Genomic DNA, 22,284 nt, shown 5'->3' on the forward strand with positions numbered 1-22,284 from the left:
GGCGCATCTCGACGACCGCCCAAGGCGGCCTTGTTCGGCACGTTCCGCGCGTTGCTGACGTCAATTTCGTTCCGCGCCTTGCGGCCGTTGCCGGTCGTGAATTGCCCCACCTGTCTGGAGGAACCTCATGACTGTGCCCTTGTCCATCCTGGACCTCGCCCCGCTCGTTTCCGGTGGGACGGTGCGGGATGCCCTGCGCCGGACGCTCGACCTGGCCCAGAAAGCCGAGCAGTTCGGCTACCACCGTTACTGGGTGGCCGAGCACCACCTGACGCCGGGGGTGGCGAGCTCGCAGCCGGCGCTGCTGCTGGGGCAGATCGCCGCGGTGACCGACCACATCCGGCTCGGGTCGGGAGCGCTGCAGACCGGGTATCTGACGCCGTTGGCCGCGCTCGAGCAGTTCGGGCTGCTCGACGCGCTGTATCCGGGGCGCTTCGACCTGGGGCTGGGCCGGTCGGCACAACGCCGGACAACGTCGGTGTCGGGAGCGCCGGCCTCCGGACCTTTGCAGGCGGGGCCCCGGCCGCCTGCCGGACCTTCGCAGGCGGGGCCCCCGCCGCCTGCCGAGGCTCGGGTCGTGGACGGCCTGCTCATCCCGAAGCACTTCGACTTCACCCCGCTGATGCGCTCGGCCCGCGCGGAGTTGTACGGCAAGCTGCTCAAGCAACCCAACGCCGAGCCGCTGGACCTCGACGACGTGGTGTCGGACATCGAGACCCTGATCGCTGGTGCCTACAACGACGGCCAGGGCAACGAGGCCCACGCGGTGCCGGGGGAGGGCTCCGACCTGGAGCTGTGGATCCTGGGCAGCAGCGGCGGCGAGAGCGCGCAGGTGGCCGGCGCCAGGGGCCTGCCGTTCGCCGCGAACTACCACGTCGCCCCGGCCAAGGTGCTGGAGGCAGTGGAGTCCTACCGCTCCGCGTTCAAGCCGTCCGACACACTGGCCGAACCCCACGTGATGGTTTCGGCCGACATTGTGGTCGCCGAGGATGACGAAACCGCCCGCCACCTGGCCTCCCCGTACGGCCGATGGGTACACAGCATCCGCGCCCAGGGCGGCGCGATCCCGTACCCGAGCGAGGCCGAAGCAGCAGCCAACCCGCTGACCGCCCAGGAACGCGACCTGGTCGCCGATCGCCTCGACACCCACTTCGTGGGCACACCCCAGGCCGTGGTCGAGCAGCTCGAAACGCTGCGCCGAGTCACCGCGGCCGACGAGCTGCTGGTCACCACCATCACCCACGACCACGCCGACCGCGTCCGCTCGTTCGAACTGCTGGCCAAACACTGGCCGAGCTGACCAACCCGACCGACCCGGATCGGCCAGCTGGTCCGCCCGACTCCGCCCGACCCGGATCGGCCTGCCTGGTCCGTCCGACTCCGCCCGACTCAGCTTGGCCCGACCCGGCTTGGCCCGGTTCGGGCTGACCCGACCGACCCGGCTTGGCCCGGTTGGGGCTGACCCGACCGGCCCGGCGGGCCGGTTCGGGCCGGCCGGGTCGGTCCGGCCGGCCGATCCAGGAGGGCTGCGAGTGTCGGTCCGGGCTGGCGCGGCGGGGCGGCTTTCAGGCGGTGGCGCAGATGGTGCCCTTCAGGGAGTAGGAGGTGGGGGCGGGGTTGGACCCCGTCCAGGAGCCGAGGAAGCCGAACGAGGCCGAGGCGCCGGGTGCGACAGCGCCGTTCCAGCCGGCGTTCGTGACCGAGGCGGCGGCGCCGGACTGGGCGGCCGAGCCGTTCCAGAGCTGGGTGATCTGTTGCCCGGCGGCGAACTGCCAGCCCAGCGTCCACGAGGTCCACGCCGTCGATCCCGTGTTGGTCACCCGGACGTCGGCCTGGAAGCCGCCCTGCCACGACCCGGTCACGCGGTAGGTCACCGAGCAGGCCGCGGTGCCCGGGGTGCCGGGCGTGCTCGGGGTGGGGCTGTTCGGGGTCGGGCCGGTCGGGCTGGGCGTGCTCGTGGTCGTGTTGATTTTGGTGGGGTCGACGACGCCCCAGTAGGCGGACTTCGCCTGCAGGCGGGTGTCGAACAGGAGCGGGGCGTCCTTGCGGGTCACCGGGAACGTGTCCAGCCAGGTGTTGTCGTCGGCCAGGCCCCACAGCGTGACCGAGGTGATCTCGTCCCGGTACTGGCGGAACAGGGCGAACATGTCGCGGTAGACGTAGGCCTGCTGGAGCAGCCGGTCGGCCGGTGGCGTGGGGAACGACTCGCCGTTGCTCGTGTAGATGCTGACGTCCATCTCGGTGATCTGCTGTTCGAGGCCGAGCGGGACGAACTTGTCGAGCATGGCCTTGGTGTCGGCGATCGACGGCCAGCTGACGTTGACGTGCATCTGATGGCCGACGCCGTCGACCGGGACGCCCTCGGCCTTCAGCTGCGCCACCAGCGCGTACAGCTTGTCGCGCTTGGCCGGGACGTTGGTGTTGTAGTCGTTGATGAACAGCTTCGCGTGCGGCGCGACCTCGCGGGCCACCCGGAACGCCGTGCGGATGTAGTCGAGCCCGGCCACGGTGAACCAGCTGCTGCGGCGCAGGCCGTCCGACTGGTTCTCGTCGATGACCTCGTTCACCACGTCCCAGACGCCGATGTCGGTGCCGTAGTGGGCGGCCACGTTCCGGATGTGGTTCTCGAGCCGGTCGAGCAGCAGCGCCTTGTCGTCGGCGGTCGCGGTCATCGGTTGCCCGTCGGCGCCGGTGAACACCCACGACGGCGTCTGGTTGTGCCAGACCAGGGTGTGCCCGCGGATCGCCATCCCGTGCGCCTTGGCGAAGCTCACGAGCGGGTCAGCCTGGGCGTACGTGAAGGCGCCCTCGGACGGTTCGGTGGCGTCCCATTTGAGCGCGTTGCCCGGCGTCACGCTGTTGAAGTGCTTGTCGAGCAATTGGCCGTGCTCGGTGACGATCTCGGCCCCGGTGATCGCCGCCCCGACCGGGAACTCGGTCACGACATCTTGCACCGACGGGATGTTGGTCTGGATCGGCAGCGCCGGCACATAGCTGGCCGTCACGTCGTCTATGTAGAGCGACTCGGTCGAGGACGCCGTCTCGACATACACCCGCAGGAAGTCGACGTCGGTGGCCAGCGTGTAGCGCCCGACGAGGTTGACCCACCGCCCGCTGTCGATCGCCGTGTTGCCCACCACCTGGTCGTAGGCGGCCACGCCGTCCGTGCGGCGCTCGACGCTGAGGCGGGCGTTGTCCGAGCCGGAGGCCAACCGCACCCAGGCCGAGATCGTGTAGGCGGTGCCCTTCTCGAATGTTCCCAGCACATCGAGCGACGGCCCCTGCCAGGCGGCCGTGCGCCCGGTGACCGAGAGGCTGGTCGAGCCGCCGTGCGCGACCGTCGTGCTGACGGCAACCGTCTCGGACGCGCGACCGGCCCAACCCTGGGTTGTTCCGTCCTCGAAGTCGCTCGTCAGCACGGTGATGGGCGTCGGCTCGTCGGCGGCGCTGGCGGCTGACGTGACCGCCACCGCGGCCGCGACCGGTAGAGCAGCCGCGACCGAGATCAGGGCAAGCCGCAACGAAGCACGCATGGGACGTCCCATCAACGACGGTCGATAATTGATGCCCATCGTGACATGGGAGCGCTCCCAGGGCAACGTTCTCGTCTGTGCACATCCATGCCGTGACGCGGCGCGGGCGGCGACGACGACGACGCAGCGTAGGCGCAAGCCGTGACCTAGGCATGACGCCACCTGAAGCTGAGGGAGGCGCCGACGGCTAGAGCTAGGGGCCAGAGCACCGCGGCCGCCGCCCCGCGCCCCGGATCCAGGAGCGCAGTATCGGGCAACCAGTTCGCGGCCGCCGGCCAGCGGCTCAGCGCGACCGGGCAGGCGATGAGGTACAGGGTGAGCCCGGTCGCGACCGCGGCCAAAGCGTTGCGCAGCAGCCAGCCCAGCCCTGCGCCGACGAGGGCGACGCTGATCGGGTAGGCGGTGCCGGTCGGCAGAGTGAGCACCGCGGCCGCGACGATCAACGCGGTGGCCTTGGCCGCGGCCAGTGCGAAGCGGCGCGGGACGGCCAGCAGCGTCGCCCGGATCTGGCCGCCCGACTCGTATTCCTGGGTGGCGGTGAGCACGCCGAACACGAGGAATCCGGCTTGGGTCCACCGCAGCGCGGTCGCAACCGGGTCTGCCGCCGGCGCCGCCCGGTGCGCCGCCAGCGCCAGCAGCACCGTAGCGGCCCACGTGAGCCCGGCGGCCCACCGCAGTGACGGCAGGGTGCCCAGCTTGTGCAGCTCGGCGTGGACGGAGGTGATCAGTTCGGCCGGTGCGCCGGGGCGAGCAGTGGCGGTCATGCGGGCCGCCGCGTGACAAGACGGGACGCCGCAGCCGGCAGGACAGCGACTGAGGAGGTCATGCGGGCCGCCTCGTGAAGAGGTAGGACGCCGCGGCCAGCAGGGCGGCGACCCAGGCGGTCATGACCAGCCCGGCGGTGAGCGGCGCGATGTGGGTCTCGCCCGGCATGGTGCGCAGGAACATGTGCGCGCCGACGATGTCGGGCAGGTAGGCCGCCCAGGGCGTGAGCTTGGTCAGCAGGTACGAGACCGAGACCACGGAACTGTTCACGATGAAGACGGTCAGCGTGATGATGCCGTTGCGGAAGATCAGCGTGATCGCGAAAGCCAGCAAGCCCAGCAACGTCCAGTAGAGGACGGCAGCGGCTACGCGGGCCGGCTCGAACGGCGGCGCATGGTCGGGCAGCATCACCTGGGTCAGCAGCACAGTGGCCGAAGCGGTCAGCGCGCCCTGGACGGCCACCACGAAGGAGAGCGCGGCGCCCTTGGCGAGCAGGAGGTGGGACCGCCGGGGCATGGCCAGCAGCGTCGTGGTCATCTGGTGTGCACCGGGAGCGTCGTCCCCGGTGGACGTGTATTCGCTGCTCACCGCGACGACGCCGAGGATCAGGGCGCCCAGCAGCCCGATGCCGAGGTTCTCGTAGCCCAGGTCGGTGACCTCGCCGGACTCGATTGCCTGGCGCATGCCGGGCGTGTTGACGAGGACCAGGGCGGGCGCGGCGATCAGGCCCAGGGCCAGCCCGATCCAGGCCGTGGGGAGGCCGAGCAGCTTGGACAACTCGGCCCTCACCACGAGGCCGCCCCCGTCAGCGCGAGAAAGGCGTCTTCGAGCGAGCCGTGGTCGCCCTGGACCTCGGCCAGCGTGCCGTGGGCGGCCACCCGGCCACGGTTGATCACGACCACGTCGTCGACCGGGAAGTCGAGCAGGTGACTGGAGAGCAGCACAGTGCGGCCCTCGGCGGCGCAGCGGCTCAGGAACTCGCGCATCCAGAGGATGCCGGCCGGGTCGAGACCGTTGAAAGGCTCGTCGAGCACCAGCACCGGCGGGTCGCCGAGCAGGGCCGCGGCCAGGCCCAGCCGGCGGCTCATGCCCAGCGAGAACCGGCCCGCCCGGCGACCCGCCGCCTCGGTGAGGCCGACCGTCTCGAGAACCTCGCCGACGCGGGCCCGGGGCAGGGCGTTGCTCGCGGCCAGCCAGCGCAGATGGGCTCGGGCCGTGCGGGCGCGATGGGCGCCGCTGCCGTCGAGCAGGGCACCGACGACCGTCAGGGGGCGCGGCAAGGCAGCGTACGGCTGGGAATTGATGGTGGCCGTGCCGGTCGAGGCCCGATCGAGCCCGAGCAGGATGCGCACGGTCGACGTCTTGCCGGCGCCGTTGGGGCCGAGGAAGCCGGTGACGCGCCCGGGACGGGCCTCAAAGGACACCTCGTGCAGGATGCGGGGGCGGCTCACCCGGTCGATGCGAATCATGCCGAGGAGTCAACGGGAGCGAGGCGGCGCTGTCGTCGGACCACGGTCAGATCTTTCGCGGCCCATCAGACCTGGGTCTGAGAACTACAGTCGGCGGCATGAACGCGAACCGTCGTCCCGAAAGGCGCTCCCGGGTCGTCCCGGTGCTGCTCGCGGTCGGCGTGGTCACGGCCGTCGCGATGGTGACCGGCGGCGCCCGGGGCCCGGCCGCGACCGTCATCCCGGCGCTGTTCGCCGCGGGCGCGGTGACCGCCGCGGTCTGGGCCGTGCTGCGCTGGCGGGCCGACCGCCGCCTCTATGAGCACCGCCTCACCGAGTGGGCCGCGGCCGAGGCCGTCCACTCGGAACGGTTGAAGATCGCCCGCGACCTGCACGACATCGTGTCGCACGGCCTCGGGCTGATCACCGTGCGCGCGGCCTCGACCCGGCACCTCGACAAACCGCCCGAGGTCGCCGAGGCCCTCACCGACATCGAGCAGGCGAGCCGCGGCGCGACCGCCGAGCTGCGGCGCATGCTCACCGTCCTGCGCGAGTCCGGGGCCGAGCGGGCGACGGGCGGGTCGTGGGAGGTGCGGCAGTTCGCGGCGCCGCGCACCCCGGTCGACGACCTCAGCGTGCTGCCGGCGATCGTCCGCGCGGCCGAGACCGCCGGGGTCCGGCCGGAACTCACGGTCACCGAGCTCGGGGCGGTGTCACCCGGTGTGCAGGTGGCCATCTGCCAGACGGTGCGCGAGGCGCTGAGCAACACCGCCCGGCACGCCGGGCCGACCGACGTGCGCGTGGTCGTGCGGCGCGACCTGCAGGTGCTGGTGGTCTCGGTGGCCGACGACGGTCCGGCGCCGGGCTGGTCGCACGCGCCGGGCGCCGGGCACGGGCTGCTGGGTCTGCACGAGCGGATCTCCGCGCTCGGCGGCTCGCTGGCCGCCCGCGAGAAGGGCGGCGGGTTCCAGCTGACCGCTCGCATTCCCGACGAGGTGGCCGGCCCGTGAGCGCAGCTCGAGAAACGGGGAACGCGACTGTCCCGGGCGAGGCGGTCGTCCCCGGCGAGGCGATCGTCCCGGGCGGGACGGTCGTCGCGGGCGGGACTGCCGTCCGCGTCATGCTGGTCGACGATCAACCGCTGCTGCGTCGCAGCCTTGCGATGATCATCGACAAGGAACCGGATCTCGAGGTCGTCGGGCAGGCCGGTGACGGCGCCGAGGCGCAGCGCCAGGCCCGGGCGACCCGGCCCGACGTGATCCTGATGGACGTGCGGATGCCCGGGGTCGACGGTCTCGAGGCGACCCGTCGCATCTGCGCCGACCCGAGGCTCAACCGGGCCCGTGTGCTCGTGCTGAGCATGTTCGAGCTCGATGAGTACGTGCACGAGGCCCTGCGGGCGGGGGCGTCCGGGTTCCTGCTCAAGGATGCGTTGCCGGCCGACTTGCTCGAAGCCGTCCGCCGTACACACCGGGGGGAGTCGCTGTTCGCGCCGGCGATCCTCACGCGTCTGGTCCACCACTTCGTGTCCGCGCCCAATCCGTCGCCGCGTCGCATCACGCTGGGCAGTCTCACCGGTCGCGAGGTCGAGGTGCTCACGCTGGTCGGGCGAGGGCAGTCCAACGACGAGATCGCCACCTCGCTGAAGATCTCGGTGAAGACGGTCAAGACGCATCTGACCCACCTGCTGGCCAAGTTGCGGGCGCGCGACCGGGCCCAGTTGGTGATCACCGCGTACGACGCCGGGCTGGTGTCGCCGCGGGTTGCAGACCAGACCGTCCAGACGGGACACTGACGCCGTGACTGACGATCTTTCGGCGCGTCTCAATGTCGAGGTGCCGCATTCCGCCCGGGTCTGGAACTACTGGCTGGGCGGAAAGGACAACTTCGGGCCCGACCGGGCCGTCGGTGAGCAGGTCAAGGCCGTGTTCCCCGAGATCGTCGACGCGGCTCGGCAGACCCGCGCGTTCCTCGGCCGGGCGGTCACGTTCCTCGCCGGGGAGCAGGGCATCCGCCAGTTCCTCGACATCGGCACCGGCCTGCCGACGGTCGACAACACCCACGAGGTCGCGCAACGGGTCGCCCCCGACGCCAAGATCGTCTACGTGGACAACGACCCGCTGGTTCTCAGCCATGCGCGGGCGCTGCTGACGAGCACGCCTGAGGGGGTCACGACGTACATCGACAAGAACTTGAAAGACGCGGTGGGCGTGATCGAGGAGGCGAAGCGGACGCTCGACTTCTCGCAGCCGGTGGCGCTGATGCTGCTCGGCGTCATGGGTCACGTGCAGGATCCGGCCGAGGCGCGGGCCATCGTCCGGGGGCTGGTGGCGCAGTTGCCGCCAGGCAGCTTCCTGACGATGTCGGACGGCACGGCCACCAGCGAGCGGGTCATCGAGTCGCACCGGCAGTACAACGAGAGCGGCGCCGTGCCCTATCACCTGCGCGAGGTCGCCGACTTCACCGCGTTCTTCGACGGCCTTGACCTGGTCGAGCCCGGCGTCGTCCCGATCCCCGAGTGGCGCCCGGCCACCGACGAGAAGATCACCGTCGACGGCTACGCGGGCGTCGCCCGCAAACCCTGAGCACACGCCGGCTCGCAAGCAGAGCGGCCCAGCTCGAGAGCTTGATGCGCGCGCGTCAGGCGGCGAGTTCGAAGTTCATGCGGCGGGCGCGGACGCGTTCGGTCCGGGGCTGCTGGGCGGCGACCTCGAAGCGGTGCAGGCGTGGTTGCAGGTCGTGCAGCACGGCGGCCAGCAGGTCGGTCATCGAGATGCCGAGCGCGCGGCAGATGGCGGCCAGCATCTCGGACGACGGCTCCTTGCGGCCGCGTTCGACCTCGGAGAGATGGCCGATCGACATGCCGACGGCGTCGGCCACCTCGCGCAGCGTGCGGCGCTGCGCCAGGCGCGTGCGCCGCAGAACCCGGCCGATGAGCTCCCGCAACATCATGAATCGACCCTAGCGCCTGCCGCCCACCGCCGCCGACCCGAGCCGGGTCAGGTGCCGGCTTGGCGTTCGCGGAAGGCGATCATGTTCATGCGGTTACCGCAGCGGACGGTGCAGAAGCGTTTGGAGCCGTTGCGGGATAGGTCTAGGACCAGGCCGTCGCAGTTGTCGGCCTCGCAGATGCGGAGGCGGCTCATCTCGTTCATGCGGATCACGTCGGTCATGGCCAGCGCCATCTCGGCCCGGATGCGTTCCGCCAGCGGTGCGTCGGGGGGCGTGGCGTGCATGTGCCAGTCGAGTCCGTCGTGCCGGGCCAGGAACGGCAGGGCCCTGGCCTCGCGCAGCATGCGGTTGACCGGCTCGACCGCGTCGTCGCGGTCGAGGCCCCAGATCGAGCGGAGCAGCGCCCGGGTCTCGCGCACCTCGTCCAGCTCGGCGGCGTCGTGGTCGATGCGTCCGGAGTACGTGAATCGGGTCAGCAGCGCGGCCAGCTGCTCGATCGTGGCCAACTCGTCCTCGCCGCTGCGGGAGCTGCCGGGGGTCGTGTTGCCCAAGGCCACCACGAAGTCCAGCGCCTCCTCTGTGTCAGGGGCAAAAAGCAATTTGACTCCTCACTGAGTCGGGCCTAGCGTCAGGGGTATAGTCAATTTAGCCCATGACAGAGGAGGCGGACGTGAAGACCCAGCACATCGGCGTGGGCGCGATGGTTCTCTCGGCCGTCTCGTTCGGCACGTCCGGCGCGTTCATCAAACCGCTCCTCGAGGCCGGCTGGTCCCCGGCCGCCGCCGTCACCGTACGCGCCCTCGCCGGCAGCGTCGTCCTGCTGCCGATTGTGTTGTTCGCGCTGCGGGGCCGCTGGTCGGCCCTGTGGCGGGCCCGCTGGCGGGTGCTCGGCATGGGCCTGATCGCCGTCGCGTTCACCCAGCTCGCCTATTTCGCCGCGATCTCCCGCGTCCCCGTGTCGACGGCTCTGCTGATCGAATACCTGGCGCCGCTGCTGCTGGTGCTGTGGGCGTGGGCCACGACCCGGCGCATGCCGCGGGCGACTGTGCTGCTCGGCTCGGTGCTCGCCATCGGCGGTCTGGTGCTGGTGATCGGCCCGGGCGCGCTGCAGGCCGTCGATCCGCTGGGCGTGCTGCTCGCGTTCGCGGCTGCCATCGGCTGCGCCGTCTACTTCGTGGTCGCCGCCCGCCCCGCCGACGGCCTGCCGCCGGTGGCCCTGGCCGGCGCCGGCCTGCTGCTCGGCGGTCTGGCTCTGGGGCTGATCGGGCTGACCGGCGCCCTGCCGATGCGCACGGTCGGCGGCGACGTCGCCATGCTCGGCGCCACCGCCCCCTGGTGGGTTCCGCTGGGTGTCGTGGCCATCGCGGGCACAGCCATCGCGTACGCCACCGGGATCGCCGGATCGTCGCGCCTGGGCTCGCGTCTGGCCTCGTTCCTCGGCCTGCTCGAAGTCGTCTTCGCCTCGATCTTCGCCTGGCTGGTGCTCGGCGAGTCCCTGACCCTCCTGCAGATGGTCGGCGGCGCCCTCATCCTGGCCGGCATCGCCGCCATCCCGTCCGAGTCCACCGACCCGGCCGCCGCCCCCGAGCCCCGTCCCGAGGCCGTTCCGGTAGCGGCCTGACAAGCGAGCCGGCCTGGCAAGCGAGCCGGCCTGGCAAGCGAGCCGTACGGACAAGCGAGCCGGGCTGAGGAGCGGCGAATGGCCTGATTCGTACGGCCAAGGCCCACCGGGTCGAACCGGCCGTGCATGCTGGGCCCATGAAGTTGCTCGTAGCGATCTGCGTCGCGGCGGCCGCGGTGGCCGCCCGCCTGAACCTGGCCGAGGACACCAACCAGACCCTGCTCAACCTCCTGGCCGACAACCGCGCCCTGTGGTGATCACGCGTGTGCACCCACTGTCACCGCGCCGATGGTGAGAGTGGGCGTCGCGCCCAGGATCTGGCCCAGCCTTTCCACCTCGGCCTCCAGTGCGCGCAGTCGCGCGGCCGGTAGTGGGTCGAGCGGCTCGACGGTGACCTGCACCCGCCGCCCCGACAGGCGCTGGTGCCAGACCCCGGCCGCCCGCCCGTCGATCAGCAGCACGGGATAGTTGCCGGCCTGCCCGCGAGCCAGCGCCCGCTCGAAAGCCCGCCCGGGGAAGGTCACGGCCCGCGGGTGCGCCCCCACCCCGTACGCGTCGAAGTAGGGCAACAGCCGGACGCCCGGCGCGGCGCCGGACGGGAACGAGTCGTCCCCGGCCAGCAGCATCGCCGGCTCGCCCTCGATCGTCACCGGCTGCAGGTCGAGCGACGCGAACACCTCCGCGACGAACCGCGGGGGAGCAGCCAGCCACCGCGCGACCTGCGCCGACGTCGCCGGCCCGTACGACCACAGGTAGCGCCGGATCACCTCGCGCAGCGCGGCCAGAGGTTCCCCGACCGAGAAGCCGGACGCCCACGTCGCCGGGCTGGCATAGGTGACCTTGCGCCCCCGCTGCGGCCCGAAGCACAGCACACCCTGGGTCAACGGCGAGCCCACGATCGTCCGCCACCGCGGCCACATAGTCTGAAACGCTGGCATCACCAGGTCACCCGCCCACGGCCCGGCCCGCTCGACGACCTCGGCCGACAGTTCGTCCACGGTCAGCCCGTCCGGCGCGGCGCGCAACGCCGAGTCGAGCGCCGCCACCACCCGGTCGTTCTGGTCCGGGGTCATCCGCACGTCGGCCGCGAACGGCGACAAGTGCGGCAGCGCCGCCAGCGCTCCCGCCCACAACCCCAGGTCGCGGGTAGGCAGCAGGTGCACCGTGCCCCGCGGCCCGAACGTCTTCACCAGCGTCCGATCCGTCCACAAAGCCTTCTGCACGTCGGTCCGCGTGGCCTCCGCGAGGCGCATCGCCACCGAGATCTCGGCGGCCGACATCACCTGCGCGTGCGCCCCGCACATGGCCGCGACGACCTGAGCCGGGTCGCTGCCCGGGGCCGCCAGGTGGTTGCGCTCGACGCGCCGGGCGATGACCGAGGACCAGGTGGGCGACATCGGGGCAACGCTAGCGGCGATTGCGGTCAGTTTCCGGCCGCAGGAACAGCCGTCGTGATCGACCCAGGTGCGGTACTACGGCAGCCAACAAAGAAGGGCGGCGCTCGGATCGCGCAACGCCCGGGCCAGCGCGGGTGTCAGGTCGCCGGGCTCGGCCCGCAGCTCGACCACCAGATCACCGACCGAGGCCCGGGCCAGCCGCCTGTCGAGCAGGCCGACCAGGAACGCGACCGGGGCCAGCCCGAGCACCCCCAGCGTCAGCCGTTGCACCGGCGTGAACCCGCTGACGGCGAACGCGCCCATGATCAGCAGGGCGGCCAGCGCGACCAGGCCCGGCGCGAACGAGCCGACCAGCCACCGTACGGCCCGTCGCTCGGCCCGCAGCCGTACGCCCAGCAGCCCCACCCCGGCCAGCAGCAGCCCGCTCAGCATGACCAGTTCGATGCCGTGCAGCACGTCGACGAGCCGAGGGTGGTCGGCCACCGCGAGCAGGTTGCTGTTGCCGAAGGCGCCCAGCAGCATGACCGTCAACTGCAGACCGATCGAAATTGCGTACGCCGCCCCGACGAGCAACCGGGCCGGGCCGGCCAGCCGCCCGCTCGGGTAGGCCAGGAACACATGCAGGAACAGCGCCACGATGACCAGGTCGACGGACTGCCCGACGGTGAACAGCAACGGAACGGCCGACCAGGACAGGTTGGACGCCGCAGCGGCGAAGCCGACCACGACCAGGAGGCGTCCGAACCCGCTCCGCGGCCGGCGCGTCCAGGCCGGCAGATCTTCGACCGGGCCGCCTGGCGGGCCGCACCGCGTGAGGTCGGCGCCCGTCCCGCGACCGGCGTCCTGATAACCCCCGTAGTCCAGCCCTGAGCGTTTTCAGGGTGATCTCGGGGTATGGCCCGATGGTTCGGCGAGCACGGGATTGGAAGGCTGATCCCATGCTCGCCGACGTGATGAACACCGCCGCTGCCTTCGTCGACTGGTTGTCCACTCTCGACCGGTGGATGATCCTCGGCTTCACGTTCCTGTCCGCCGCGATCGAGATGACCTTCCTGGCCGGGCTGCTCGTGCCCGGCGAGTCGGTGGTCATGCTGGCCGGGTCGCTGCCCGACGGGCCGCTCGGCTTCCTCGCCGTGCTGGCGGTGGGCACGGCGGGTGCTCTGGCCGGGCAGATGGCCGGGTACGCGGTGGGTCGCGCGTTCGGCCCCCGGCTGCGCTCGACCCGGCTGGGCCGCCGCATCGGCGCCGCCCGCTTCGACCGGGCCGAGACCTATCTGCGCGAGCGCGGCGCTCCGGCCCTGGTTGCGGTCCGCTTCGTCGCCGTCGTGCACGCGGTCGTCCCGATCGTGGCCGGCGTGGTGCGCATGCCGTTCGGTCGCTTCGTCCTGTGGTCGGGCCTCGGCACGGCGCTGTGGGTGGGCGCCTTCGCCGGGGTCGGCCTGCTCACCGCGGGCGCCGACGCCACCGGCGGCCTGGGCCTGCTGCTGACCGCGATCGGCGCCACCTGCCTCGGCGTCGTCCCGTTCCTGGCCCGTCGCCTGCGCCGGCCCGCCGCTGTGGCCGCCTGCTGAAGTGAGGTCGTGTCCCGCGGGACACGACCTCAGGCGCCGCGCCGCATGGTCGGCAGGCGGGACGCGCGCACGGTGGCGCGACGCGGGCCGACCACGCGGCCCTGATCGCTCACCTCGACGCCCTCGACCTCGTACCAGAGATCACCGTCCTGCTGGACGGGCGTGCTCATCACGCGTTCTATGCGCAGGCGTAAGGGGCCGATGCCGTAGCGGTAGTCCTCCTCGGCGAAGGTCCAAATGGTGCCCGCGGGTCTGTCGTCGATGGTCATCTCACCTCGCGGGGCCGGGCGGCTCGCGGCCGCGTCAGGAATGTGGAACGCTGGCGTCCATCCTGCGCGGTGCTTTGCAGCTGCACAAGGGCATCTGCACGTGCATGTGCGCTTGCATGAGGGATTAATGTCCGATTGTCTTATGGATCGTCCGACGAACGCCCCGACGAATCGGCGCTTTCACCCGCAGTGGGTATCTTTCCCGTCACGCGCTGCCACAGCCAGCCCGCCGGGACCTCGCGCCCGGAGAGCACGTACTCGGCCACGACCCGGTTGGTGACGGTGTCGGTCAGAGCCCGCCGCGACCACGGCCGGCCCACGAACAAGATCTCGTCCCCCGTACGCACCTGGACGTCATCACCGGGGCCGAGCACCGTCTCGCCGTCGCGCAGGAGCATCAACGGCACGGCGTCGAGCCGCCTGTCCCGGTGCCGAGGGCTGCGCAGCAGGTCAACGACCGCCACCCCCGAGCGCAGCCAGGGTTGCAGCGCCGGCGCGTCCCGCTCGGAGAGCGTCATCTTCCACAGCGCGCCCAGCCTCGCCCCGCAATAGGCCTGCATCTTGTCGAGCGTGGCGGCCGCCCAGTCGTCGCCCAGCTCGGGCATCTCTTGCAGGAAGCGCCACAGCATGGGCGTACTCAATCGGGCGTAGATCTCGCGGGCCGCCATCTCGCTCGGAACCAGCAGCCAGTCGATCTCCATGGCGGCGAACAGCGGGGCGTTGGCCGGGCGGTTCTGCCGCGCGCCGATGAATAGCGCCGGATTCGCCTTGCGGGCCGCGGCCACCAGCGACAGGTTCGTGGCGTCGTTGTCGGTGCCGGCGACAAAACCGGCCGCGGTCGGCAGATCGGCCTCGGCCAGCACCGAGGGCTCGGACGCGTCGCCCTCGATCATGGTCAGGCCGGGCTCGGCGTCGGGATGCAGGTCGATCACCGTGACCTCGAGCCCGTCGGCCCGCAGATCCTCGGTCAGCTTGTGCCCGAACCGGCCGAAACCGCAGACCACCCAGCGTCCCGTGGCCGGCGGGCGCCCGGGCTGCGGCATCTCGGCGCCCTCCTCGCGGACGAGCCACGACATCAACAGGTACGCCGAGGGCGCGTGCAACGCGAGGCGCAGATGGTCCCCGTACCGGTCGAAGGGGTTGACCACGGTCGGCGAGCCGAACGCGTGCATGCGGTGCTCGATCGCCGGCGAGACGGTACGGGCGATCACCGGCAGCCCCGGGCGCACGAGCGCGGCCGTCATGGCCACGATCAGGTTGACCTCATCGTCGTCGGTCAGCGCGACGACACCCTCGCAGCCCGGGTGCTCCAGGCCGGCGACGCCCAGCGTGTGCGGGTTGCGGGCGTCGGCCACCAGGCCCGGGATGTCGGCGTAGTAGGGGTCGATGTCGAGCGTGTCGATGTGCTCGGGCGAGTTGTCGACCACGACCATGCGCCGGCCTTTGGAGTCGAGCGCGTGTCCGAGCAGTTGGCCGGTCTGCCCGTACCCGACGACCAGCAGGAACGGCTCGCGCAGGCGCCTGACGGTTCCGGTGAACCGGCGCAGGGCCAGCGCGTCCCGGAAGGCGCGGTCGCGCAGGGTGGCCAGCAGCGACCCGATGGCGTAGGCCCAGCCGACCACGGTGAGGTAGATGGTCGCGGTCACCCAGAGTCGTTGCGCGCCGGTGAACGGATGCGGGATCTCGCCGTACCCGATGGTGGTCGCGGTGTAGCTCATGAAGTAGAAAGCGTCGAAGAAGCCGACCCGCACGGGGTTGCCGCCGGCATCCTGACCGGGGATCAGCGTGAGGCCGAGCACGCTGACGGCGAAGATGATGATCAGCACGATCAGCGGCGCCCGCATGCGCCGCAGCACCAGGAAGACGGTGGGGGAGCCCTCGGCCGGGTGCGCGATGGCCGTGTGCCGGTGGAAACGTCCGCGGGGGACGGGCCGCCTCATCGCCGCTGGAAGGTCGTCGTCTCGATCACCAGCAGGGCGACGGAGACCAGGTTGGCCAACAGCGCCCCGCCCGAGAGCGAGACCACGCTGGCCGTGGCCTCGGGGGTCATGCCCGCGGCGGAGATCTGCGTGGCGTACACCCAGGTCAGCGTGGCCGCGATCAGCTGCAGGTCGGCGACCAGGCTGGTCGCCAGGTGCACGGCGCCGATCTGGGTGCGGTCACCGAACTTGAGCACGGTGGCGATCAGGTTGACCACCACGGCCGCGAACAGCTCGTACTCGTTGTGCAGCTCGGCGTTCGAGATGTCGCCGATGAAGAACCCGAAGTTGAGGGTGGCGGCGAGCAGCACGAAGAAGCCGAAGATGACCTTCTCGAGACTCATGAGCTGCCCTTCACCACGGCCCTCACGCTAATACCTCGGACGTACCCGCGCATGACTTTGTGTACCGGCGGTCAGGTGATCAGGGGCAGGCCGGGGTTGGGGCGCAGGGTGACCTTGACGGCGGAGGCGCGGGGGCCGGCGGCGGCGGTGGTCAGGGCGGTGCGCCACTCGGGCAGGCCGTAGACGTGGGTGACCAGGTCGTCGACGGGGTGGGACGGATCGCTCAGCCACTCGACGGCCTGGGTCATGGTGTGGCGGCCGCCCAGGGCCGGCTCGGGGCCGAAGTTGACGGTGCCCTGCACGGTGAGCTGGCGGTTCCAGACCAGGGACCAGTCGACGGGCTGTTTGCCGGCCGCGCCGACCAGGACCAGCAGACCGGTCGGGCGCAGCACGTGCAGGGCCAGATCGATGGTGGAGGCCAGCCCCACGCAGTCGAGGACCACGTCCACGCCCTGTTCGAGCAGCGGGATCTTCGTGAGGCGGGGGCGGATGACTCGGCCACCGTGGAGGGTGGCCAGGGTTTCGACCACCCCCGGTCCGGGCGGCAGGGTGCGATCGGCGCCGGCTTTCGAGGCGTACGGGGCACTGAACGCGCCCGGGCCGATGGCCGTGATGTCGAGGCTGGGGTGCAGGCGGCGCAGCGCGGCGATGACCAGCAGGCCGATCGGGCCGGGGCCGATCACCACCGCGCGGTCGCCGCGGCGTTTCCAGTGCAGGGCGGCGTGCAGGGCGATCGAGGCGGGCTCGGCCAGCACCGCGCGGTGCGACGGCAGGTCGCCGATCGGGTGCAGTTGCGACTCGTGGGCGATCAGGCTCTCGCCCCAGCCGCCGCCCAGTGTCGCGTCGAAGCCGAGGGAGGGGGCGCGGCAGCCGGTGACTCCGGGCTCGTCGAAACGCTCACAGACGTACGGGAAACCGTCGGCACAGGAACGGCAGAGCGGGAACCCGCGGTGCACGCAGGAGACGATCGGGTCGACCACGACGCGCTCGCCCTCGTCGGTGACGCCGACGATCTCGTGGCCGAGGATCTGGTGGCGGGCGGTGTAGAAGGCGCTCAGCACCAGCGACGACTTGGCGCGGGCCACGCCGACGTCGCTGCCGCAGATGCCGGCCAGTTCGGGGCGGACGCGCACCCAGCCCGGCGCGGCGGGCGGAGTGGGCTCGGGCAGGTCGTCGCGCAACGAGAGCAGCAGGCCCGGGCGGCGGGTGGCCGCCGTGAGCAGATAGCGCGGCACGGACAGATCGGTGACGACGGCTCGCATCCCTCGACCTTCGGATTCGCGCCCCTCGATGCGCAAGTGTGTTCTGTGCTAGTCCGCGTGCACCTCGTCCTAGCGACGCGCGTCACGGCGCCCGCAGGATGTGGACCACGGGCGGAAACATTCTCGCCACTCGATCGAAACAGCTTGAAACGTGTCAATACAGAAAGGGCATTGATGAAACGAGCACTCGTTCTGGCCCTGCTGGCCCCGATCGCCATTGCCGTGACACCGATCAGCCCGGCGGCCGCCGCCGCGGACTGCAAGACCTATCCCTGGATGGACACTCGCAAGTCACCCGAGAAGCGGGCGCAAGCGCTGCTCGCGGCCAGCACGCAGCACCAGAAGTACCGCTGGCTGGTCGAGCAGCCCGCCAACAGTCCGCAGCAGACCGAATGGCCGGGCGGCGTCGTCTACCCGGTCCAGGTGCCGTGCACCCCGACGGTCGTCTACTCCGACGGCCCGGACGGCGTGCGCTTCACTCCGGGCGTCACCGCGTTCCCGGCCACGATCGCCACCGCCGCCACGTTCAATCAACCATTGGCGTACGTGAAGGGGGCGGCCCAGGCGGCCGAGGCCTTCGACAAGGGCAAGAACGTGTTGCTCGCGCCCGGCCTGGCCAGCGGGCGGACCCCACTGTCGGGCCGCACCCCCGAGTACCTCGGCGAGGACCCGCTGCTCACCGGGCTGATGGCGGCGGCCGGCACGCGCGGCATCCAGAGCAGCAAGACCAAGCCGGTACTCGCCACGCTCAAGCACTACGTAGCCAACGAGCAGGAGGTGGACCGGCAGACCAGCTCGTCCAACGCCGACGAGCGCACGCTGCGCCAGATCTACGACCTGCCGTTCGAGATCGCCGTCGACCGCGGCGACCCGGAGAGCGTCATGTGCTCGTACAACCAGATCAACCATGTGTACGCCTGTGAGAACGAGCGCCTGAACGAGGTGCTCAAGGACGACATCGGCTTCGACGGCTACGTGATGAGCGACTTCGGGTCGGTCCACTCGACCGCGCCCAGCCTCGTCAACGGGCTCGACCAGGAGCTCAACCGGCCGATCTGGTTCACCCCGGCCCGTCTCGACGAGGCGCTCGCGGCCGGCCTGATCACGCAGCGGCAGATCGACGCGGCGGCGTATCGCGTGGTGCGGTCGTACGTCCGGGGTGGTCTGTTCGATCGGCCGTTGCCGGCGACGCCGGTGGTGGATGCGTCGACGGCCGTCCACAAGGCGGTCGCGCGGGCCACCGCCGAGCAGGGTTCGGTGCTGTTGAAGAATCAGGGACTGCTGCCGCTCAAGCCGCGTAAGGGCGACGAGATCGCGGTCATCGGGGCCACGGCGTCGAGCACGGCCACCGACGGGGTCAGCGCGAACTCGGTGTGCAGCCTGCCCTGGCGGTTCGGCAACCCGACCACCCTGCAGTGCGAGGACCTGGTGTCGCCCGAGGACGGGATCCGTACGCGGGCCGCTCGCAACGGCGCCACCGTCGCCTTCGACAACGGCGCTGACGTGACGGCGGCCGCGGCGGCAGCGGCCTCGGCCGATGTCGCGGTCGTCTTCGCGTACGTCCGGATGGGGGAATTCACCGACCTGGCCGACCTGCGGCTGCAGGGCAACGGCGACGCGCTCGTGTCGGCCGTGGCCGCGGCCAACCCGCGTACGGTCGTGGTTCTGCAGACCGGCAGCGCGGTCGAGATGCCGTGGCTGGCGCAGGTGCCGGCCGTGCTCGAGACCTGGTACGCGGGCGAGCAGATGGGCCCGGCCATCGCCTCGCTGTTGTTCGGCGACACCAACCCGTCGGGCAAGCTGCCCATGACGTTCCCGAAATCGCTGGCCGACACGCCGACCGCGGGCAGCGCCGCGCGGTACCCGGGCGTCGTGGCCGACGGGATCCGGCAGGTCGACTACAGCGAGGGTCTGAAGGTCGGCTACCGCTGGTACGAGAGTCAGGGCATCGATCCGCTGTTCGCGTTCGGCCACGGGCTGTCGTACACGTCGTTCAAGTACTCGCAGTTGCAGGTGTCCGCGGCGCGGGGTGACGTGAAGATCAAGTTCCGGCTGACCAACACCGGCCGGCGGGCCGGGACCGAGGTCGCGCAGGCCTACGCCACACTGCCCGCGGCGACCGGCGAACCGTCGAAGCGGCTCGTCGGGTTCGAGCGGGTCACGCTCGCGCCGGGGCAGAGCCGGACGGTGGACCTCACGCTGTCGCGGGCCGATCTGGCCGATCTGCACCTGCTGCAGTATTGGAACGGTTCGTGGAAGACCGCTCCCGGCAAGTACGGCCTCGAGGTCGGCGGCTCGTCCGACACCGCCGTGCGTACGTCGTTCCGTATGTGACAAAGCAGGGGCCGCCTTCGCTCGGAGGGCGGCCCCGTCGGCTCATTCGGGGAGCTTGACGTCCTCGTTGCCCTTCCAGTCCTGCGGCTCGCCCTCGCCGCCGGCCGCCGGGTCGCGGTGGCCGAGCGCCGTCTCGCCCGGCAGCTCCTCGACCCGCTCGGCGGCGATCTCCTCGAGCTTGGCCTCGGTGTCCTTGCTCAGATCCGACATGACGCACCTCCGTTGTCTCGTTCGCTACGCCCCCGCCACTACCCGGGTGACATGCGGTTCAGCACGCACAGAGAGCAGGCTCACTCGAACAGTCGCCGATTGTCGCGGCTCCAGCGGATGCGGTCGGCGGTCGTGGCGAGAAAGCCCGTCGCCTGCCACTCGGCCTGCGGCTGGCATCCCTGCCCGGCGAGCAGGCGGGCCCGTTCCCAGACAGCCTCCTGCTGGGCGATGACCGCGTCAACCAAACCTTCAGTGCTGGTCAACCCGTACGCCTCGGCGAAGACCTCCAGCCGCCGCCGGCGATCCGGGGGAGCGGGGAACGACAGCCACCGCACACACGTCTCGTCATCGCGGAACGGCGCGACGTACTCCAGCGCGTACGCGACATCGTGGATCGGCCGGGCGGGCCAGGCGTAGTCCCAGTCGAGCACGGCCAGCGGCCGGGTGCCGTGCCACACGAGGTTCCACGGCCCGAAGTCGCCGTGACAGGTCAGCTCGCCGGGTTCGGGCGGCGCCGTACGCCCGGCCCACCCGTCAGCGGCAACGGGCCGGAACCCGCGGACGGCATCGTGGTAGTCGCGCAGCAACTGGGCCATGGCGACGAGCCCGTCGTCCTCGACCACCTTGGCCCAGCCGGCCCCGCCCGACTCCCCGTCGACGTACGAGACGATCTCGCGCCCCTCGTCATCGACCCCGAGAAACCGCGGCGCGTGCGCGAAGCCGATGTCCTCCAGGTGGCGCAGCAACTCGTGCACGCTGGCGGACCAGGGCTGCATCGGCCGCCGCACGGTGTCGCCGACCCGCACCACCGTCCGGTGCGGCTTGTCCTGCAACATCTCATGATCCACCATGCCCGCGACGCTACCGCCAGGTTCGCCCCATGCTGCGCAAGCTTGACTGCGTCATGGTCCGGGTCGACGACCTGGCCACGGGGGAGGCCTTCTACACGAGGGTGTTCGACCTGCGCCCCTTGTGGCGCGACGAGTCAGCCATCGGCCTGACCATGCCCGAAACCGACGCCGAGATCGTCCTCCAAACGATGGACCTGCCACCCGACCTGACCGTCCACTACCTGGTCGACGACGTAGTCGCCTACGCCCGCGAGGGCCGCACGGTACGCACCCCACCCTTCGACGTCCGGTCGGCCAGTGCGCAGTGCTGGAAGATCCGTACGGCAATAGGGTCTGCGTCATTGATCTGAGCAAGGGGCCAAGGGCTCAGCATCTCTGAATATCCGGCTACCAGGACACCGGGCTCGCCTGCACCCAGGAGCGCGAGGCCTGGAGCGTCCCTTTCGCACTTGCTGATCTCGGCGCTTGGGGTCTGTAGGGAGCCGCTCAGGCGGGCGCCAAGGGGAGAGGCAAGCTTCGTGAAAGCATGCGGAGGTTCGTACCGCTAGCATCTCGAGCCATGTCACAGACGGTTGCGCATCTGGCCCTGCGTTATCTGATCAGATCGACCGGCACTCCGGAGGTGAGCACCAACAATGTGCTCCATATGCTCCTCAGCGCCGATGAGGCTATGGCCGCGGGTTTCCTCCGGGTCCTGAGCCAGTTCGGTGAACGAGACGTCCAGGGATGCCGGATCGATCGCGAATCTTTTTCGACTGACCCGGTGACCGCTAAACGGTCATTCCGGGATTTCCTTCTTTCTCGCGACGGTTCACCTCAGGCTGTAGTCGAAACCAAGATCGACTCGTCACTGACCTCGGAGGATCAGGTCACTCGATATCTTGATCAACTACCGAATGACGGACTTCTCGTCCTGATCACAAGACAACCGCTGCTGCAGGGCCTGATGCGCCAGGCCTCTCAGCAGCTCGGGATCACGTTCGCGCTGGACGCCGGCATCTATCAGGCCCGACGGGGCGAACAGCACGTCCTAGGACTTTCGTGGACCCGTCTCCTCCGAAATGTGCTGGACTCCAACGGGGCACCGTTCGACGAGTTGCTCGCGCTCGATGCCGCCATAGAAGGAATAGCTGATTTTGTCCCGTTCAGTGGAAGTGTTCAGGACGCTGCGACCGGACGCGTTGTTTCTCAGGTCACCGAGGTAGCTCAAGAGCTTTGCACCCTCCTTTCCGAACGCTTGGATCTGGCAAACGTCAAGTACGACTGGGTCAGCAGGCTGAGGCAACGGGGATGGGCCATGTGGATCGTGTTCTCGATTCGTGGCCACGAATTCTGGGTCGGTTACGACGCGGAGTACTGGGCGTTGATTCCTGGAGATCCGGAACACCCCGAAAGCGGATTTGTCAGCGGTGCTGCACCCAGTCCGATCTGGGTGAACAGGTACCACAATGCATCGTGGAAGGTTTCGCCTGAGGAGGGAGCGCGCCTCAATCGGCTCGATCGCCTCGGTATCGCTCTTCCGCTGCAGGTTCCGCTGGGCGTGCCGCAAGACGCGGTAGTTGAGGCGTTACTCAGCCAAGCCGTGCAGCACATTGCGAAGATCAGCGAAGGTTTGTACGCAGATTCGACGGTGGTCGATTCGACCGGTGCGCCCTCGGTTGAGGAAAACGATCCCGACGACGAATCCGGCTACCTCGGCGGATAGGCAGGACTGAGCGTCAGTGGGCATGAGTTCGGCGCCCGCCCCG

Annotated in this window: 22 protein-coding genes and 1 pseudogene; 9 read left to right on the forward strand and 14 right to left on the reverse strand. The window is 70.5% G+C overall.

Annotation, left to right across the window (positions count from 1 at the left end):
* The first annotated feature begins 127 nt into the window (after window positions 1-127).
* Window positions 128-1,300: an LLM class flavin-dependent oxidoreductase gene (locus tag M1L60_RS06715; RefSeq protein WP_253236401.1), complete on the forward strand. Its 1,173-nt coding sequence runs from the start codon at window positions 128-130 to the stop codon at window positions 1,298-1,300.
* A 265-nt stretch (window positions 1,301-1,565) separates the two neighbouring features.
* Here M1L60_RS06715 and M1L60_RS06720 read toward each other — a convergent pair whose 3' ends face one another.
* From M1L60_RS06720 to M1L60_RS06735, 4 genes are all read right to left on the reverse strand, one after another.
* Entirely contained in the window at window positions 1,566-3,533 is a 1,968-nt protein-coding gene (locus tag M1L60_RS06720; RefSeq protein WP_253236402.1) for an endo-1,4-beta-xylanase, read from the reverse strand.
* A 146-nt stretch (window positions 3,534-3,679) separates the two neighbouring features.
* The gene (locus tag M1L60_RS06725; protein ID WP_253236403.1) at window positions 3,680-4,297 is read right to left on the reverse strand and encodes a hypothetical protein; all 618 of its coding nucleotides are present in this window, start codon (window positions 4,295-4,297) and stop codon (window positions 3,680-3,682) included.
* 58 nt (window positions 4,298-4,355) lie between these two features.
* Window positions 4,356-5,090, reverse strand: a complete 735-nt coding sequence (locus tag M1L60_RS06730; RefSeq protein ID WP_253236404.1) for a hypothetical protein — start codon at window positions 5,088-5,090, stop codon at window positions 4,356-4,358.
* Window positions 5,084-5,767 carry an ABC transporter ATP-binding protein gene (locus M1L60_RS06735; protein ID WP_253236405.1) on the reverse strand — a complete coding sequence of 228 codons (684 nt, stop codon included), beginning with the start codon at window positions 5,765-5,767 and terminating at the stop codon, window positions 5,084-5,086. Before M1L60_RS06735 ends, M1L60_RS06730 begins: the two co-directional genes overlap by 7 nt.
* Before the next feature lie 98 nt (window positions 5,768-5,865).
* Between M1L60_RS06735 and M1L60_RS06740 the strand changes: the two genes are divergently transcribed.
* The 3 genes from M1L60_RS06740 to M1L60_RS06750 all read left to right on the forward strand — a co-directional run bounded on the left by M1L60_RS06740 (window position 5,866) and on the right by M1L60_RS06750 (window position 8,331).
* Window positions 5,866-6,756 carry a sensor histidine kinase gene (locus tag M1L60_RS06740; RefSeq protein WP_253236406.1) on the forward strand — a complete coding sequence of 297 codons (891 nt, stop codon included), beginning with the start codon at window positions 5,866-5,868 and terminating at the stop codon, window positions 6,754-6,756.
* A 110-nt stretch (window positions 6,757-6,866) separates the two neighbouring features.
* A complete protein-coding gene (locus M1L60_RS06745; RefSeq protein WP_256516136.1) occupies window positions 6,867-7,541 on the forward strand; it encodes a response regulator transcription factor in 675 nt (224 codons plus the stop codon).
* Window positions 7,510-8,331, forward strand: coding sequence for an SAM-dependent methyltransferase (locus tag M1L60_RS06750; RefSeq protein ID WP_256516037.1), 822 nt, complete (start codon window positions 7,510-7,512; stop codon window positions 8,329-8,331). Before M1L60_RS06745 ends, M1L60_RS06750 begins: the two co-directional genes overlap by 32 nt.
* 124 nt (window positions 8,332-8,455) lie before the next feature.
* On the opposite strand, the pseudogene M1L60_RS06755 reads toward M1L60_RS06750, so the two are convergent.
* Both M1L60_RS06755 and M1L60_RS06760 read right to left on the reverse strand, forming a co-directional pair.
* Window positions 8,456-8,698 (reverse strand): annotated as a pseudogene (locus tag M1L60_RS06755) (helix-turn-helix domain-containing protein); the annotation flags it as partial.
* A 47-nt stretch (window positions 8,699-8,745) separates the two neighbouring features.
* Entirely contained in the window at window positions 8,746-9,297 is a 552-nt protein-coding gene (locus tag M1L60_RS06760; protein ID WP_253236408.1) for a CGNR zinc finger domain-containing protein, read from the reverse strand.
* 53 nt (window positions 9,298-9,350) lie between these two features.
* Here M1L60_RS06760 and M1L60_RS06765 point away from each other — a divergent pair, with 53 nt between their 5' ends.
* Window positions 9,351-10,319: an EamA family transporter gene (locus M1L60_RS06765; protein WP_253236409.1), complete on the forward strand. Its 969-nt coding sequence runs from the start codon at window positions 9,351-9,353 to the stop codon at window positions 10,317-10,319.
* A gap of 257 nt (window positions 10,320-10,576) precedes the next feature.
* On the opposite strand, the gene M1L60_RS06770 is transcribed toward M1L60_RS06765, so the two are convergent.
* Together M1L60_RS06770 and M1L60_RS06775 are read right to left on the reverse strand one after the other, a co-directional pair.
* Window positions 10,577-11,716, reverse strand: a complete 1,140-nt coding sequence (locus M1L60_RS06770) for a winged helix DNA-binding domain-containing protein (RefSeq protein WP_253236410.1) — start codon at window positions 11,714-11,716, stop codon at window positions 10,577-10,579.
* Between the two features lie 75 nt (window positions 11,717-11,791).
* Window positions 11,792-12,442 (reverse strand): hypothetical protein, encoded by a 651-nt coding sequence (locus M1L60_RS06775; RefSeq protein WP_253236411.1) that lies wholly within the window; start codon window positions 12,440-12,442, stop codon window positions 11,792-11,794.
* Between the two features lie 212 nt (window positions 12,443-12,654).
* On the opposite strand from M1L60_RS06775, the gene M1L60_RS06780 reads away from it, so the two are divergent.
* Window positions 12,655-13,287 carry a DedA family protein gene (locus M1L60_RS06780; RefSeq protein ID WP_253236412.1) on the forward strand — a complete coding sequence of 211 codons (633 nt, stop codon included), beginning with the start codon at window positions 12,655-12,657 and terminating at the stop codon, window positions 13,285-13,287.
* A 29-nt stretch (window positions 13,288-13,316) separates the two neighbouring features.
* Here the strand turns inward: M1L60_RS06780 and M1L60_RS06785 are convergent, their stop codons facing one another.
* From M1L60_RS06785 to M1L60_RS06800, 4 genes are all read right to left on the reverse strand, one after another.
* Window positions 13,317-13,556: a hypothetical protein gene (locus M1L60_RS06785; RefSeq protein ID WP_253236413.1), complete on the reverse strand. Its 240-nt coding sequence runs from the start codon at window positions 13,554-13,556 to the stop codon at window positions 13,317-13,319.
* 140 nt (window positions 13,557-13,696) lie between these two features.
* Window positions 13,697-15,496 (reverse strand): potassium channel family protein, encoded by a 1,800-nt coding sequence (locus M1L60_RS06790; RefSeq protein WP_253236414.1) that lies wholly within the window; start codon window positions 15,494-15,496, stop codon window positions 13,697-13,699.
* Complete coding sequence (locus tag M1L60_RS06795) at window positions 15,493-15,879, reverse strand: DUF6394 family protein (RefSeq protein WP_253236415.1); 387 nt, start codon at window positions 15,877-15,879, stop codon at window positions 15,493-15,495. Before M1L60_RS06795 ends, M1L60_RS06790 begins: the two co-directional genes overlap by 4 nt.
* Before the next feature lie 71 nt (window positions 15,880-15,950).
* The gene (locus M1L60_RS06800; RefSeq protein WP_253236416.1) at window positions 15,951-17,141 is read right to left on the reverse strand and encodes a zinc-dependent alcohol dehydrogenase; all 1,191 of its coding nucleotides are present in this window, start codon (window positions 17,139-17,141) and stop codon (window positions 15,951-15,953) included.
* Between the two features lie 174 nt (window positions 17,142-17,315).
* Between M1L60_RS06800 and M1L60_RS06805 the strand changes: the two genes are divergently transcribed.
* Window positions 17,316-19,475 (forward strand): beta-glucosidase, encoded by a 2,160-nt coding sequence (locus M1L60_RS06805; RefSeq protein WP_253236417.1) that lies wholly within the window; start codon window positions 17,316-17,318, stop codon window positions 19,473-19,475.
* 42 nt (window positions 19,476-19,517) lie between these two features.
* On the opposite strand, the gene M1L60_RS06810 is transcribed toward M1L60_RS06805, so the two are convergent.
* Entirely contained in the window at window positions 19,518-19,685 is a 168-nt protein-coding gene (locus tag M1L60_RS06810; RefSeq protein WP_253236418.1) for a hypothetical protein, read from the reverse strand.
* An 80-nt stretch (window positions 19,686-19,765) separates the two neighbouring features.
* Window positions 19,766-20,536: an aminoglycoside phosphotransferase family protein gene (locus M1L60_RS06815; RefSeq protein ID WP_253236419.1), complete on the reverse strand. Its 771-nt coding sequence runs from the start codon at window positions 20,534-20,536 to the stop codon at window positions 19,766-19,768.
* A gap of 29 nt (window positions 20,537-20,565) precedes the next feature.
* On the opposite strand from M1L60_RS06815, the gene M1L60_RS06820 reads away from it, so the two are divergent.
* Both M1L60_RS06820 and M1L60_RS06825 read left to right on the forward strand, forming a co-directional pair.
* Entirely contained in the window at window positions 20,566-20,886 is a 321-nt protein-coding gene (locus M1L60_RS06820) for a VOC family protein (protein WP_253236420.1), read from the forward strand.
* A gap of 209 nt (window positions 20,887-21,095) precedes the next feature.
* Entirely contained in the window at window positions 21,096-22,241 is a 1,146-nt protein-coding gene (locus tag M1L60_RS06825; protein ID WP_253236421.1) for a hypothetical protein, read from the forward strand.
* The last annotated feature ends 43 nt before the right edge of the window (window positions 22,242-22,284 follow it).

Source organism: Paractinoplanes aksuensis (assembly GCF_024137025.1).
GTDB lineage: Bacteria > Actinomycetota > Actinomycetes > Mycobacteriales > Micromonosporaceae > Actinoplanes > Actinoplanes aksuensis.